The 14389-nt window shown below is 70.0% G+C and carries 17 protein-coding genes; 13 read left to right on the forward strand and 4 right to left on the reverse strand.

The annotated features are described in order from the left end of the window. Window positions 1–311: 311 nt before the first annotated feature. From AB4Z01_RS27845 to AB4Z01_RS27855, 3 genes are read left to right on the forward strand one after another with little or no spacing between them, the layout of a single operon-like run. The gene (locus AB4Z01_RS27845) at window positions 312–803 is read left to right on the forward strand and encodes a (2Fe-2S)-binding protein (protein ID WP_441699223.1); all 492 of its coding nucleotides are present in this window, start codon (window positions 312–314) and stop codon (window positions 801–803) included. 13 nt (window positions 804–816) lie between these two features. Then, a complete protein-coding gene (locus AB4Z01_RS27850) occupies window positions 817–3177 on the forward strand; it encodes a xanthine dehydrogenase family protein molybdopterin-binding subunit (RefSeq protein WP_441699224.1) in 2361 nt (786 codons plus the stop codon). Between the two features lie 13 nt (window positions 3178–3190). Next, window positions 3191–3988, forward strand: a complete 798-nt coding sequence (locus AB4Z01_RS27855; protein ID WP_441699226.1) for an FAD binding domain-containing protein — start codon at window positions 3191–3193, stop codon at window positions 3986–3988. A gap of 55 nt (window positions 3989–4043) precedes the next feature. Here AB4Z01_RS27855 and AB4Z01_RS27860 read toward each other — a convergent pair whose 3' ends face one another. Together AB4Z01_RS27860 and AB4Z01_RS27865 are read right to left on the reverse strand one after the other, a co-directional pair. Beyond that, window positions 4044–4448, reverse strand: coding sequence for a type II toxin-antitoxin system VapC family toxin (locus AB4Z01_RS27860; RefSeq protein WP_441699228.1), 405 nt, complete (start codon window positions 4446–4448; stop codon window positions 4044–4046). After that, window positions 4448–4693 carry a type II toxin-antitoxin system Phd/YefM family antitoxin gene (locus AB4Z01_RS27865; protein ID WP_441699230.1) on the reverse strand — a complete coding sequence of 82 codons (246 nt, stop codon included), beginning with the start codon at window positions 4691–4693 and terminating at the stop codon, window positions 4448–4450. The genes AB4Z01_RS27860 and AB4Z01_RS27865 overlap by 1 nt, the downstream gene beginning before the upstream one ends. Before the next feature lie 106 nt (window positions 4694–4799). On the opposite strand from AB4Z01_RS27865, the gene AB4Z01_RS27870 reads away from it, so the two are divergent. Beyond that, complete coding sequence (locus AB4Z01_RS27870) at window positions 4800–6047, forward strand: adenylate/guanylate cyclase domain-containing protein (RefSeq protein ID WP_441699232.1); 1248 nt, start codon at window positions 4800–4802, stop codon at window positions 6045–6047. A 6-nt stretch (window positions 6048–6053) separates the two neighbouring features. On the opposite strand, the gene AB4Z01_RS27875 is transcribed toward AB4Z01_RS27870, so the two are convergent. Continuing rightward, on the reverse strand, window positions 6054–6791 hold the full coding sequence (locus tag AB4Z01_RS27875) for an SDR family NAD(P)-dependent oxidoreductase (RefSeq protein ID WP_441699233.1): 738 nt from the start codon (window positions 6789–6791) through the stop codon (window positions 6054–6056). A 27-nt stretch (window positions 6792–6818) separates the two neighbouring features. Beyond that, window positions 6819–7073: a hypothetical protein gene (locus AB4Z01_RS27880; RefSeq protein WP_441699235.1), complete on the reverse strand. Its 255-nt coding sequence runs from the start codon at window positions 7071–7073 to the stop codon at window positions 6819–6821. A gap of 53 nt (window positions 7074–7126) precedes the next feature. Between AB4Z01_RS27880 and AB4Z01_RS27885 the strand changes: the two genes are divergently transcribed. The 9 genes from AB4Z01_RS27885 to AB4Z01_RS27925 all read left to right on the forward strand — a co-directional run bounded on the left by AB4Z01_RS27885 (window position 7127) and on the right by AB4Z01_RS27925 (window position 14217). Then, complete coding sequence (locus AB4Z01_RS27885; protein WP_441699236.1) at window positions 7127–8065, forward strand: AAA family ATPase; 939 nt, start codon at window positions 7127–7129, stop codon at window positions 8063–8065. Next, window positions 8062–8628, forward strand: coding sequence for a GNAT family N-acetyltransferase (locus AB4Z01_RS27890; RefSeq protein ID WP_441699238.1), 567 nt, complete (start codon window positions 8062–8064; stop codon window positions 8626–8628). The genes AB4Z01_RS27885 and AB4Z01_RS27890 overlap by 4 nt, the downstream gene beginning before the upstream one ends. Continuing rightward, window positions 8618–9877 carry a vWA domain-containing protein gene (locus AB4Z01_RS27895; protein ID WP_441699239.1) on the forward strand — a complete coding sequence of 420 codons (1260 nt, stop codon included), beginning with the start codon at window positions 8618–8620 and terminating at the stop codon, window positions 9875–9877. Before AB4Z01_RS27890 ends, AB4Z01_RS27895 begins: the two co-directional genes overlap by 11 nt. After that, window positions 9874–10194, forward strand: coding sequence for an XdhC family protein (locus tag AB4Z01_RS27900; protein ID WP_441699240.1), 321 nt, complete (start codon window positions 9874–9876; stop codon window positions 10192–10194). The genes AB4Z01_RS27895 and AB4Z01_RS27900 overlap by 4 nt, the downstream gene beginning before the upstream one ends. Next, window positions 10191–10901 (forward strand): XdhC family protein, encoded by a 711-nt coding sequence (locus AB4Z01_RS27905; RefSeq protein ID WP_441699242.1) that lies wholly within the window; start codon window positions 10191–10193, stop codon window positions 10899–10901. The genes AB4Z01_RS27900 and AB4Z01_RS27905 overlap by 4 nt, the downstream gene beginning before the upstream one ends. Beyond that, entirely contained in the window at window positions 10898–12538 is a 1641-nt protein-coding gene (locus AB4Z01_RS27910; protein WP_441699243.1) for an NTP transferase domain-containing protein, read from the forward strand. The genes AB4Z01_RS27905 and AB4Z01_RS27910 overlap by 4 nt, the downstream gene beginning before the upstream one ends. Next, the gene (locus AB4Z01_RS27915; protein ID WP_441699245.1) at window positions 12535–12951 is read left to right on the forward strand and encodes an iron-sulfur cluster assembly scaffold protein; all 417 of its coding nucleotides are present in this window, start codon (window positions 12535–12537) and stop codon (window positions 12949–12951) included. Before AB4Z01_RS27910 ends, AB4Z01_RS27915 begins: the two co-directional genes overlap by 4 nt. 57 nt (window positions 12952–13008) lie before the next feature. After that, window positions 13009–13533, forward strand: a complete 525-nt coding sequence (locus AB4Z01_RS27920; protein ID WP_441699246.1) for an RBBP9/YdeN family alpha/beta hydrolase — start codon at window positions 13009–13011, stop codon at window positions 13531–13533. A gap of 111 nt (window positions 13534–13644) precedes the next feature. Then, on the forward strand, window positions 13645–14217 hold the full coding sequence (locus AB4Z01_RS27925) for a cytochrome b (RefSeq protein WP_441699248.1): 573 nt from the start codon (window positions 13645–13647) through the stop codon (window positions 14215–14217). Window positions 14218–14389 lie beyond the last annotated feature (172 nt).

A 14389-nucleotide genomic window follows, 5' to 3' on the forward strand; every position in this document is an offset into this window, starting at 1 on the left:
CCGCTGCGCCGGCGCCGAAGCCCGCCGTCGTCCCGCCGCCCCGTCCCGTCCCGCCGCCGGCGGCCGAACCAAGCCGCGGCGGGCTGAGCCCCGCGGTCTGGATCACCGCGCTGATCGTGATCGTGCTGGTGCTGCTGTACCTGTATTTGTGACTGCGTTTGTAGCGCAGGCGGAACGGGCCCTTCGGCCGGCTTGACCGAACGTCCGACGAAACCTAGCCTTCGCTTCGGATGGCTCGATCGGGCACCCTAAGCGGCGAGCAACGGCCGTGGCCGGGCCTGGCGGCCGATACGCCAGCTTGGGAGGATTCCATGACCACCACCGTGACCCTGACGGTGAACGGGAGGTCGGTGACGCGGCAGGTCGAACCGCGCACACTGCTCGTACAGCTTCTGCGCGAACACCTGCAGCTGACCGGAACGCATGTCGGCTGCGACACCAGCCAGTGCGGCGCCTGCGTCGTCCATCTCGACGGCCGGTCGGTCAAGTCCTGCACCATGCTGGCCGTCCAGGCCGAGGGTAGCTCGGTGACCACGATCGAGGGTCTCGCCGACGCCGACGGCACGCTGCACCCGATGCAGGAGGCCTTCCGCGAGAATCACGCCCTGCAATGTGGCTTCTGCACGCCCGGCATGGTGATGAGCGCGGTCGACCTGCTGCAGAACAACCCGAACCCGACCGAGCACGAGGTGCGTGACTGGCTGGAAGGCAACATCTGTCGCTGCACCGGCTATCACAACATCGTCAAGGCCGTCCTCGACTGCGCCGCCAAATCCGGCGGCCAGCGCGTCGCAGCAGAATGAGGGGGGCGCAATCATGGCACATGACGGCATCGGCGCCCCGCTGCGCCGCAAGGAGGATTATCGTTTCCTGACCGGCAACGGTCACTACACCGACGACATCGATCGCCCCGGCCAGGCCCATGCCTATTTCCTGCGCTCGCCGGTGGCGCATGCCCGGATCCGCGGCATCGACACCAGCGCGGCCGCGGCGGCGCCCGGCGTCATCGCCGTGTTCACCGGCGACGACCTGGCGAAGGACAAGATCGGCGGGCTGATCTGTGGCTGGCTGGTCAAGTCGAAGAACGGCGAACCGATGAAGGCGGGGCCGCACCCGGCCCTGGCCCAGGGCAAGGTCCGCTATGTCGGCGACCATGTCGCGGTGGTGATCGCCGAGACCCGGGACCAGGCCAAGGACGCGGCCGAGAAGATCCATGTCGACTATGAGGAGCTGCCGGCCGTCGTCGCCACCGACAGCGCCCGCAGCGCCGCCTCCCTGGTGCATGACGACATCCCGGGCAACACGGTCTATGAGTGGGAGCTGGGCAACAAGGCCGATGTCGAGGCCGCCTTCGCCCGCGCCGCCCATGTCACCAAGCTGGACCTGCAGAACAACCGGCTGATCCCGAACGCGATGGAGCCGCGGGCGGCGATCGGCGAATACGACCGCGGCTCGGACAGCTTCACCCTCTACACCACCAGCCAGAACCCGCATGTGGCGCGGCTGGTGCTGTCCGCCTTCATCGGCATCGCGCCGGAGCACAAGCTGCGGGTGATCGCGCCCGATGTCGGCGGCGGCTTCGGCTCGAAGATCTTCATCTATGCCGAGGAGACCGTCTGCGTCTGGGCGGCGAAGAAGGTCCGCCGGCCGGTGAAGTGGACGGCCGAGCGCGGCGAGAGCTTCCTGGCCGACGCGCATGGCCGCGACCACGTCACCCATGCCGAGCTGGCGATGGACCGGGACGGCAAGTTCCTGGCCCTGCGCGTGCACACCACGGCCAATCTCGGCGCCTATCTCTCGACCTTCGCCAGCTGCGTGCCGACCTTCCTCTACGCGCCGCTGCTGTCGGGGCAATACGCCATCCCGGCAATCTATTGCGAGGTCGACGGGGTCTACACCAACACCGCGCCGGTCGATGCCTATCGCGGCGCCGGGCGGCCGGAGGCGACCTACGTCATCGAGCACATCGTCGAGCTGGCGGCGCGCGAGCTGAAGCTGGAACCGGCGGAGCTGCGCCGCCGCAACTTCGTCCAGCCGACCCAGTACCCGTACCAGACGCCGGTGATCATGACCTATGATTGCGGCGACTACCCGAAGGCGCTGGACGAGGCGCTGAAGCTGGCCGACTACGCCGGTTTCCCGGCCCGCAAGGCCGACAGCCAGGGCCGCGGCAAGCTGCGCGGCATCGGCTTCTCCAGCTACATCGAGGCCTGCGGCATCGCGCCGTCGGCCGCGGTCGGGTCGCTGGGCGCCGGCGTCGGCCTGTGGGAATCGGCGAAGATCCGGTTCAACCCGACCGGCAACGTCACCGTCCACACCGGCAGCCACAGCCACGGCCAGGGTCACGAGACGACCTTCGCCCAGCTGATGTCGAGCTATCTCGGCGTGCCAGCCGACCAGGTCGAGGTCGTGCATGGCGACACCGACAAGACGCCGTTCGGCATGGGCACCTACGGCTCGCGCTCGCTCGCCGTCGGCGGCTCCGCCATCTTCAAGGCGGCAGAGAAGATCATCGCCAAGGGCAAGAAGATCGCCGCCCATCAGCTCGAGGCGGCCGAGGCCGACATCGAGTTCAAGGACGGCAAGTTCACCGTGGCCGGCACCGACCGGGCCAAGACGATCCAGGAGGTCGCCTTCGCCGCCTACGTCCCGCACAACTATCCCGCGGGGGTGGAGCCGGGGCTGGAGGAGAGCGCCTTCTACGATCCGATCAACTTTACCTTCCCGGCCGGCACCCAGATCTGCGAGGTCGAGATCGACCCCGACACCGGCATCGTCACCATCGCCAACTATTCGGCAGTCGACGATTTCGGGCGGGTGATCAACCCGATGATCGTCGAGGGCCAGGTGCATGGCGGCGTCGCCCAGGGCCTGGGCCAAGCGATGCTTGAGAACTGCGCCTATGATCTGGAGACCGGGCAGCTGCTGACCGGCTCCTTCATGGATTACTGCATGCCGCGGGCGGACGACCTGCCAAGCTTCAAGGTCGGCATGATCGAGACCATCAACCCCTCCAACCCGCTCGGGGTGAAGGGCTGCGGCGAGGCCGGGGCGATCGCGGCGCCGGCGGCGCTGATGAACGCGATCACCGATGCGATCGGCCGCGACATGAACATGCCGGCGACGCCGGAGCGGGTGTGGCGGGCGATCCACGCACCTGCTCTGGCGGCTGAGTGAGGAGATAACGACGATGTATGCCTTCAATTATCAAAAGGCCTCCTCCGCGGCCGACGCGGTGGCCAAGCTGACCGCCGCCTCGGACGGCAAGTTCCTGGCCGGCGGCATGACCCTGATCCCGACGCTGAAGCAGCGCCTGGCCTCGCCCTCCGACGTCGTCGACCTCGGCGGCGCGGCCGAGCTGAAGGGGATCAAGGAGGAGGCCGGCGGTCTCACCATCGGCGCCATGACCACCCATGCGGCGGTCGCGGCCTCGGACGTGGTGCGGCGGGTGATCCCTGCCCTCGCAACTTTGGCCGGCGACATCGGCGACGCCCAGGTCCGCAATCGCGGCACCCTCGGCGGGTCGGTCGCCAACAACGACCCCAGCGCCGACTACCCGGCGGCGGTGCTGGCGCTCGGCGCCACCGTGCGCACCACCAAGCGCGAGATCGCGGCCGACGACTACTTCCAGGGGATGTTCACCACCGCCCTGGAGGAAGACGAGCTGATCACCGCGGTCCACTTCCCGAAGCCGGAGAAGGCGGCCTACATCAAGTTCGACAACCCGGCCAGCCGCTACGCCATGGTCGGGGTGTTCGTGGCCAGGACCGCCGGCGGCATCCGCGTTGCCGTCACCGGCGCTGGCTCGGACGGCGCGTTCCGCTGGGCCGAGGCCGAGCAGGCGCTGGCCGGCAATTTCTCGGCGGCAGCCCTGGACGGGCTGTCGGTCGACCCCGGCGGTATGAATGGCGACATCCACGGCTCGGCCGAATACCGCGCCCATCTGGTCAAGGTGATGGCCAAGCGGGCGGTCCAGGCCGCCGGCTGATCCTTACTGTTCCGATCACGGCCCGCCTCCGGGAGACCGGGGTGGGCCGTTGTCGTCAGGCCCCCAGCAGTTCGACATTCTCGGCCCGCGCTGCAACCGAAAGTTCGGCGTCCAAGGTGGCGAGCGGCAGGCCGTTGCGCAGCGCTAACTCTAGATAGGCGGCATCATAGACGGTCAGACGATGGCGGCGGGCCAGAGTCAAAATGAGAGAATCATCCGGCGCCCGGTCGATCAGGATCGGCAGATCCTCCAGCAGAGCCAAGGCGCGGTGGGTGTCGGCAGCATCGAGGCGACCGCGCCGCTCGTTGATGATGAAGATGTTGCGTATCTCAAACCACCACAACGCCGGCGCTACTGCCTGATCCGTATCCAGCCTGGCAAAGGCGGCATCGGCGCGGGAATCCATCTCATCCAGCAAGAGCCAGCAGGCTGACACCGAGGCATCGAGCACGAACGGCATCAGTATTTGTGCCCTTCGTGACGGGCGGACAGGACGTCCTCCGCGCCGAGAGCTGGTACCGATCGGCGGAAGGTGGCGATCTGTTCTTTGATATGGCGCAGCCGATCCTGCCGCTGGTCCGTATCAGGAACGAGGCGGGCAATCGCCCGGCCGTGCCGGGTGATCACGATGGTCTCGCCGCGCTCAACCTCGCTCAAAAGCTGAGGCAAATGCGTCTTGGCGTCTGACGCCTGAACTCTACGCATGACCAGGACTCGACTGGTTGATTTGACTGGTCGAAATTATCGCAAGTGACATAGCTTCGCAATGGACGTCTCTGCGCGTGACGCCCCCTGTGCGCCGCTGCACGACATGCATCTTCCCGAAACCCTGATCACCGGCCATTCTCAAACAATGCTCGACCCCGACGAGATCATCTGCTGGCTGCTCGGGCCGGCGCGCGCCCTGCCCTCGCCGGCCCCGCTGCTGCAGGCGCTGGCGGAGCGGCTGGTCCAGGCCGGCTATCCGCTGTGGCGGCTGTCTTTCCACCTGCCGCAGTTCCAGCCCCAAGTCAGCGCCGCCGCCTATGAATGGCGCCCGACCTTCGACGAGGTGCGCGAGATCCGGTTCGAACGCGCGCTGTCGGAGACGCCGACCTATCACGACAGCCCGATGGGAGAGATGCACCGCACCGGGCTGTCGGTACGCCGGCGCTTGGTCGGGCCGGGCGCCGATCTCGCTTTCCCGGTCTTGCGGGAGCTGCGCGAGCAGGGCGCCACGGATTACGTGCTGCTGCCGATGCGCTTCGGCACCGACCGTTGGACCACCGGCTTCGGCCTGGCCTCAGACGTGCCGCAAGGTTTCACCGACGAGCAGATCGCCTGTGTCGAGAAGCTGCTGCCGGCGCTGGGCGCCGTCTGCGAGATCATGGTCGACCGGCAGAAGATGATGCAACTGCTCGACACCTATGTGGGGCGCGAGGCCAGCCGGCGGATCCTGGACGGCGAGGTGGTGCGCGGCGCCGCCCGGTCGCTGGAGGCGGTGATCCTGTTCTGCGACATGCGCGGCTTCACCGCCCGGGCCGAGGCGACGCCGCGCGACGCCCTGCTGCAGCTGATGAACGAGTACTTCACCATCGTCGTCGGCGCGGTGCATGGCGCCGGCGGCGAGGTGCTGAAGTTCATGGGCGACGGCATCCTCGCCATTTTCCGCCTTGGCGACGGCGAGGATGCCGCCGAGGCCTGCGCCCGCAGCCTGATCGGGGCCCTGGATGCCTTCGCCGGCATCGATGCCATGAACGTCCGCCGCCGGGCCGAAGGTCTGGACGCGATCGACGCCGGCATCGCCCTGCATGTCGGCGAGGTGATCTTCGGCAATATCGGCGCGCCCGACCGGCTCGACTTCACCGTCGTCGGGCCGGAGGTGAACCGCGCGGCACGGATCGAGCAGATGACCAAGCTGATCGGCCGGCGCATCCTGACCTCGTCCCGCTTCGCCGAGCTGAGCCCGGTGCGCCTGGTCTCCGCCGGAACCCGCCGGTTGCGCGGCGTGGCGCAGCCGCAGGAGCTGTTCACCCCGGCCGCCGACCTGCACGGCGAGAGGGTGCCGGACGCGGCGTAGCCCGCCTCAGGAGAACAGCGAGCCGCCGTTGACCGCGACCGTCTGGCCGGTGATGTAGCCGTTGTCCACGAGCAGCATGACCGCCCGGGCGATCTCGTCCGCCGTGCCGCTGCGCCCGACCGGGATGCGGGCGGCGATGCCCGCCTCGATCAGCGGCTGGCCCATCTCCGTATCGACCAGCCCTGGGGCCACGGCGTTGACCGTCACGCCCTCCGGCGCCAGCCGCAGGGCATAGCCGCGCGTCAGGCCTTCCAGCCCGGCCTTGGCGGCGGCATAGGCGATGCTGACCGAGCCGGAGCCGATGCGGGCCCCAATGGACGAGATGTTGACGATCCGGCCCCAGCGCCGCGCCCGCATGCCCGGCAGGACGGCCTGGGTGCAGAGGAAAGCGGATTTCAGGTTGACCGCGATCGAACGGTCGAAATCCTCTTCCGTGATGTCATCGAGGCCGCGCGGCGCCGCCATCCCGGCATTGTTGACCAGGATGTCGATCGGGCCGAGGCGGTCCTCGACCTCGTGAACCATGCTCTGCACGGTGGTGCCAAGCGAAACGTCGGCGCCGAAAGCGGCGGCACGGCCACCGCTGTTGCGGATGGCTTGGGCGACAGCCTCCGCCTCCTGGCCGCGCTCGCGATAGTTCACGGCGACCGCTGTCCCCGCCTCGGCCAGTGCCAGGGCGACGGCCTTGCCGATGCCACGCGAGCCGCCGGTGACCAGAGCCACCCGGCTTTTCGATTCAGTCATGCCGCTTCCTATCGGACTGCGTTCTGTTCAGACTTCGATGAGGCCCAGGCGCGTTTCGACTCGTTCGATCCGGTTGGACAGTCGGTCGACGCGGACGGAGAGCTCGGCGATCCGGACGTGGACCTGGGCCATCTCGACATGCAACTGGCCCATCTCGGTTTCCAGATTGCTGAGCCGGACCTTAATCTCGCGGATATCCTCGCGCATGGCATCCTGCCCTGCGCGGATGTGGCGCAAGTGCTCCAGGACAAGGCTTTCCATGTTCTCGGTCATCGTCGCCATCATAGCATCTTCGGCCGGAACGGCTATCCTGCCGGAAAATTGGGATTCGTCCGATGAACGCTCCGCCTGCCTCCGTCGAGGAGACCCTCGCCCTGCTGTCGCGCGGCGACTATGTCGCCGACCGCCCGCTGGCGACCGCGCTGTTCCTGGCCCTGCGGCTGAAGCGGCCGCTGTTCCTGGAGGGCGAGGCCGGGGTCGGCAAGACCGAGATCGCCAAGGTGCTGGCGGCGACGCTGGGCCGGCGCCTGGTACGGCTGCAATGCTACGAGGGCCTCGACATCGCCTCGGCGGTCTATGAGTGGAACTACCAGCGCCAGATGCTGGAGATCCGCTTGGCCGAGGCCGGCGGCGTGCAGGACCGCGACCAGCTGGCCAGCGACATCTTCGCCGAGCGCTTCCTGATCCGCCGGCCGCTGCTGCAGGCGCTGGAGCCGGACGCCGCCGGCCCGGCGGTGCTGCTGATCGACGAGCTGGACCGCACCGACGAGCCGTTCGAGGCCTTCCTGCTGGAGGTGCTGTCCGACTTCCAGATCACGATCCCGGAGCTCGGCACCATCAAGGCGGCGGAGCCGCCGATCGTCATCGTCACCTCGAACCGCACCCGCGAGATCCACGACGCGCTGAAGCGCCGCTGCTTCTACCACTGGGTCGACTATCCGAATGCCGAGCGCGAGCGCGCCATCCTGCACGCCAAGGCGCCCGGCACGCCGGAGGCGCTGAGCGCCCAGATCGTCGCCTTCGTGCAGAAGCTGCGCCGGCTGGACCTGTTCAAGCACCCCGGCGTGGCCGAGACGCTGGACTGGGCCCAGGCGCTGACCGAGCTGGACGTGCTGGAGCTCGACCCCGACGTGGTGCGCGACACGCTGGGCACCATCCTGAAATACCAGGACGACATCGAGCGCATCCAGGGCGCCGAGGCGGCGCGGCTGCTCTCCGAAATGCGGGCGGAGATCAACGCCGCGGCCGCCGCCGCGGTGACCATGCCAGTATGAGCGACGGCGGCTTCGCCCCGATCCGGACCGACCGCCTGGTCCTGCGACGCTTCGCGGCGCGGGATGCCGGGGCGTTCCGTGCCTATCGCGACGACCCCGCAATCGCGCGCTGGCAGGGCTGGGACGGCTGCAGTCGGGAGGAGGCCGAGGCCTTCGTGGCCGGGATGGAGACGGCCGCCTACGGCCTGCCGGGCCAGTGGTTCCAGGTCGGGGTCGCCGACCGGGCGGACGACCGGCTGCTGGGCGACATCGGCGTCCATGTCCTGGCCGGGGAGCCGCGGCTGGCCGAGCTGGGCGTCACCTTCGCCGGCGGCGCCCAGGGGCGCGGCCTTGCGACCGAAGCCGTGGACGCCCTGATCCGGCGCTTGTTCACCGAGGAGGCCCGGCACCGGCTGCAGGCCTCGATCGATCCGCGCAACACCCGCTCCGTCGCCCTGTTCGAGCGGCTGGGCTTCCGGCGCGAGGCCCATTTCCGGCGCTCGGTCTGGGCCAAGGGCGAGTGGTGCGACGACGTTGTCTACGCCCTGCTCGCCGAGGAGTGGAGCGGCCGCCATGTCGCCTGATCCCGACCCGGCCGAGCCGGGCCGCCTCGCCCTCAACGTCATGCAGTTCTGCCGTGCCCTTCGCGCTGCCGGCCTGCCGGTCGGGCCCGGCCGCACCCTGGCGGCGCTGGAGGCGCTGGAGACGGTCGGCGTCTCCACCCGGCAGGACGTCTACTGGGCGCTGCACGCGACCCTGGTGAACCGGCGCGACCAGCGCGAGATCTTCGACCAAGCCTTCCACCTGTTCTGGCGCAACCCCGACATGCTGAAGCGCGCCATGACGCTGATGCTGCCGCAGATCCGAACCGGCAAGGAGGAGGAGCGCGCGGTCAACCGCCGCGTCGCCGAGGCCTTCGCCGACCGCAAGCAGCCCGGCCGCGGCGAAGCGCCCGACGACGCCGAGGAGCCGCCGGAGCTGGAGGTCGATGCCAGCCTGACCTTCTCCGAGCGCGAGAAGCTGCAGCACAAGGATTTCGAGCAGATGAGCGCCGAGGAGCTGGCCCGCGCCCGGGCCGCGATCGCGCGCTTCCGCCTGCCGGTGCGCGACGTGCCGACCCGGCGCTACGCCCCGCACCATTCGGCGCCGCTGGTCGACATGCGCCAGACGCTGCGGCAGTCGCTGCGCGCCGGCGGCCATTCAATCGACCTGGCCCGCCGCATCCGCCGCAAACGCCCGCCGCCGCTGGTGGTGCTGTGCGACATCTCCGGCTCGATGAGCCAGTATTCGCGCATGCTGCTGCATTTCCTCCACGCGGTGACCACAGAGCGCGACCGTGTCCACAGCTTCGTCTTCGGCACCCGGCTGACCAACATCACCCGGCAGCTTCGCCGCCGCGACGTCGACGACGCGCTCGACCGCGTCGGAAGGGCGGCGCAGGACTGGGGCGGCGGCACCCGCATCGGCGCCTGCCTGGCCGAGTTCAACCGGGTCTGGGGCCGCCGGGTGCTGGGCCAGGGCGCGGTGGTGATCCTGATCACCGACGGGCTCGACCGCGACGCCGGCGACCGGCTGGAGGACGAGATCGACCGGCTGCACCGCAGCAGCCGCCGGCTGATCTGGCTGAACCCCCTGTTGCGCTGGGACGGGTATGCGCCAAGATCTATGGGGGCGCGCGCCCTGATGCCGCATGTCGACGAGTTCCGACCGGTCCACAGCCTGGCCAGCCTGGCCGCGCTGGTGGATGTGCTGGCCGAGGACGCGATGCGTGGCGACCGGCGCATGGCCAGGTGGCGGCAACTCGCCGCCACCCAGCAGGAGATGGTGCAATGAGCGATCATGACGATGTGCTGGCCCAGGCCTCGGCATGGGCCGCCGAAGGGCGCCCGGTGGCGCTGGCCACCGTGGTCTCGACCTGGGGCTCTTCGCCCCGCCCGGCCGGCAGCCAGCTGGTGATCGACGGCGACGGCCGGATGCAGGGCTCGGTGTCAGGCGGCTGCATCGAGGGCGCCGTGGTGCGCGAGGCGCTGGAGGTGATGGAAGACGGCAAGCCGCGCCTGCTCGATTTCGGCGTCACCGACGAGCAGGCCTGGGATGTCGGGCTGGCCTGCGGCGGCAAGGTCCAGGTCTTCGTCGAGCGGCTGTCGTGAAGCGCGAGATCCTCGACGCGCTGCAGGCCGCCCGGGCCGGGCACCAGACCGCGGCGCTGGTGACCCATCTGGCCAGCGGCAATCAGTCCCTGGTGGTCGACGGCACGGTGACCGGCGACCTGCCGGTGGACGAGTCGCTGCAGCGTGCCGTCGAGGAAGCGCTGCGCCACAACCGCAGCCGCACCGCCGCAGACGGCACGCTGTTCATCCAGGCCTTCGTGCCACCTTTACGGCTGGCAATCATCGGCGCCGTCCACATCGCCCAGGCGCTGGCGCCGATCGCGGCGCTGGCCGGCTATGACGTCACCGTGATCGACCCGCGCCGCGCCTTCGCCTCGGATGAGCGCTTCCCCGGCGTCAAGGTCAGCACCGAATGGCCGGATGACGGCCTTGCGGCCCTGAAGCCGGACGGCCGCACCGCGGTCGTCACCCTGACCCACGACCCCAAGCTGGACGACCCGGCGCTGGACGTGGCGCTGCGGTCGCCGGCCTTCTACATCGCCGCGCTCGGCAGCCGGAAGACCCATGCCGGGCGGATCGAGCGGCTGACCGCGCGCGGCCACGGCACCGACGCGCTGACCCGGATTTACGGCCCGGCCGGCCTCGCCCTCGGCGCCGTGTCCCCGGCCGAGATCGCGATCTCGGTGATGGCACAGATGACGGCGGTGCTGCACGGCGCCGAACCGCTCGGAAAGGCCCCCGCGTGATCTTCGGCTCCCTGCCTGTCGCCGAGGCCGCCGGCGCCATCCTGGCCCACACGGTCGCCGCCGCCGGCACGCTGTTCCGCAAGGGACGGCGGCTGAGCGCGGCCGACATCGCGGCGCTGCAGGCCGCGGGCGTCCAGGAGATCCAGGCGGCGCGGCTGGAGCGCGGCGACATCCATGAGGACCAGGCGGCCGAGCGCGTGGCCGCGGCGGTGCAGGGACCGGGCCTGAGCGCCAGCGCCGCCTTCACCGGCCGGGTCAATCTCTACGCCGAGGTGGCCGGCCTGATCGTGATCGACCGCGAGCGGATCGACCGGCTGAACCGGCTGGACGAATCGATCACCATCGCCACCCTGCCGGAATGGGCCGAGGTTGCGCCGAAGCAGATGGTCGCGACCATCAAGATCATCCCTTTCGCCGCGCCGACCGACGCCGTGTCGCTGGTCGAGGTGATGTCGGTGCTGCCCGAGCGCGGGCCGGCGCTGCGCCTGGCACGCTACCGGCCGCTGAAGGTCGGGCTGATCCAGACGAAGCTGCCAACCACCAAGCCGAGCGTGCTGGACAAGACCGCCCAGGTGACGGCGGAGCGGCTGGCCCGGCTGGGCGGCACGCTGGCGCGCGAGCGCCGGTCGGACCACAAGGCCCCGGCGCTGACCAGCGAGATTCGCATGGTGCAGAATCTCGGCCTGGACCTGCTGCTGATCGCCGGCGCCTCGGCCATCACCGACCGGCGCGACGTGCTGCCGGCGGCGATCGAGGCGTCGGGCGGCATCGTCGAGCATTTCGGCATGCCGGTCGACCCTGGCAACCTGATCCTGATGGGCCGCATCGGCGCCATGCCGGTGCTGGGCCTGCCCGGCTGCGCCCGCTCGCCCAAGCTGAACGGCTTCGACTGGGTGCTGCAGCGCATCGCGGCGGGGCTGACCGTCACCCGCCTCGACGTCATGGCGATGGGTGTCGGCGGCCTGCTGGCCGAGATCCCCAGCCGGCCCCTGCCCCGCGACCGCGCCGCCGACGGCAACGGCATGCCGCATGCGCCGAATGTCGGCGTGCTGGTGCTGGCCGCAGGCCAATCGCGCCGCATGGGCGAGCTGAACAAGCTACTGGCCCCGGTCGAGGGCAAGCCGATGGTGGCGCATGCGGTCGACGCCGTGCTGGGGACCAAGGGCATCGGCCCGGTCGTCGTCGTCACAGGCCATGAGCGCGAGCAGGTCGAGGCGGCGCTGGCCGACCGGGCGGTCACCTTCACCGCCAATCCGCGCTATGCCGAGGGCCTCAGCACCTCGCTTGCCGCCGGGCTGGCGGCGCTGCCGCACGAGACCGACGCCGCGCTGGTCTGCCTCGGCGACATGCCGCGGATCAGCCCGAAGCTGATCGAGCGCCTGGTCGCCGCCTATGCGCCGACGGAAGGCCGCTCGATCGTGGTGCCGACCCATCAGGGCAAGCGCGGCAACCCGGTGCTATGGGACCGCCGCTTCTTCCCGGCCATGGCCGCGGTCGCCGGCGATGTCGGCGCCCGCCACCTGATCGGCGAACACGCCGCCGAAGTGGTGGAGATCGAGGCTGGCGACACGGCCGTGCTGTTCGACGTCGACACGCCCGAGACGCTGTCGACCCTGTCCAAGGTGCCGACGCGATGATCGACGCGCTCTACGACCAGGCGATCTTGCAGAAAGCTCGGACGGCAACCGGCGCCGGGCGGCTGCAAGAGCCGGACGGGTCCGCGATGATCGACAACCCGCTGTGCGGCGACCGGGTGACCATCGACCTGACCCTCGCCGACGGCAAGGTGGCGACGCTGGGCCATCTGGTGCGCGGCTGCGTGCTATGCGAGGCGTCGGCGGCGCTGATCGCCGAGAAGGCGATCGGCCAGGCCCCGGCGGCCCTGCGCCAGGCGGCGGCCGGGATCAAGCCGATGCTGYGTGAGGGCGCCGACCCACCCTGGCCGGAGCTGGAGATCTTCACCCCGGTCCGCGCCGTGCGCAGCCGGCACGACTGCGTCGAGCTGCCGTTCCGCGCCCTCGCCGCGGCGCTGGACAAGGCGGGCGCTTGACCCCGGACGGCGTCGGGCACACTTAGGTTTTTCTCGGCCCCGCACTGCAGCAGATCGATGAAATCCTCCGACGCCCACATCCTCATGGTCCCCGGCCTGGCTTCACCGGACGAGAGCCATTGGCAGTCGCGCTGGCAGTCGCGCCTGAAGACCGCGCGCTGGGTCGGCAGCGCCGATGATCCCGCGGATCGGGACAGCCGGGTCGAGTCGCTGGTCGCGGCCGCCGAGGCCGGCGACAAGCCGGTGGTGCTGATCGCCCATGGCCTGGGGGTGCTGGCCGTCGCCTTCGCCGCCGCGCGGCTGAACGGCCGCGTCGCCGGGGCACTGCTGGTGGCGCCGGCGGACCCGGCCGGCGCACCCGGCTACGAGGACGTGCCGCGCGACCCGCTGCCCTTCCCGTCCCTGCTGGTCGCCAGCGCCAGCGATCCGCGCTGCGCCCTGGCCGTGGCCGACGACCTGGCGGCCGCCTGGGGCAGCCAGTTCGTCGATGCCGGCGACGCCGGCGGCCTCGACAGCACCAGCGGCCACGGCCCGTGGCCGGAGGGACTGACTCGCTTCGCCATGCTGATGGCGCGGCTGTGACGCTGTGCGCTGCGTCGAATTGACTTACATATTGATCGTATCTCTGCTGGCTGTATAGGCGAACAGGCTCGGAGGCCCAGGGCCTTCTCAGACACAGCCACGAGCAACCAGATGACGATCCTGCCGGCCGCCGCGACCGCGGTGCGGACCGACCAGACGGCGAACCGCTACGACCGAACGACCATTGCCCTGCACTGGCTGACCGCCGGGCTGGTGGTCACGCTCTTCCTGCTGGCCGAAGGCTGGGGCTTCGTCCCGCGCGACCTCCGCAAAGCCGGCCAATCGCTCCACATCTCCCTCGGCATCCTGCTGGCCGCCGTGCTGGTCACACGCCTGCTCTGGCGCGGCAGCGCCGGACGGCGCCTGGCGCCGGCGAACACCGGCCTGCTGCATCTGGCGGCCAAGGCGGCGCATCACGCGTTATACCTGCTGCTCGCGGCGCAGGTGACGCTGGGCTTCCTGTTCCGCTGGGCCCAGGGCGAGCCGTTCCAGTTCTTCGGCCTGTTCGCGGTGCCGCCGGCCTTCGCCCCCGATCCCGACCTGGCGGACACGATCGGCGGGCTGCACAACACCGTTGCCTGGACGATCATCGTCCTGGCCGGGCTGCATGCCGCCGCGGCGCTGATCCACCACTACGCGCTGCGCGACGGCGTGCTGCGGCGGATGCTGCCGGGCCGCGGCTGATCACGGTCGTCCGGCCGGGGGAAGGGCCGGTGTCAGTTTTCGCCCCTTTTATTGTCATTCTCGGGCTTGACCCGAGGATCCAGGGGCTCTCAGGAGCGGCTCTCGGTGGCCCTTGGATTGCCGGGTCAAGCCCGGCAATGACAATCAGGAGGCTGGGCCCAGGGGGCCAAAG

This window comes from Inquilinus sp. YAF38 (assembly GCF_052113205.1).
GTDB lineage: Bacteria > Pseudomonadota > Alphaproteobacteria > DSM-16000 > Inquilinaceae > Inquilinus.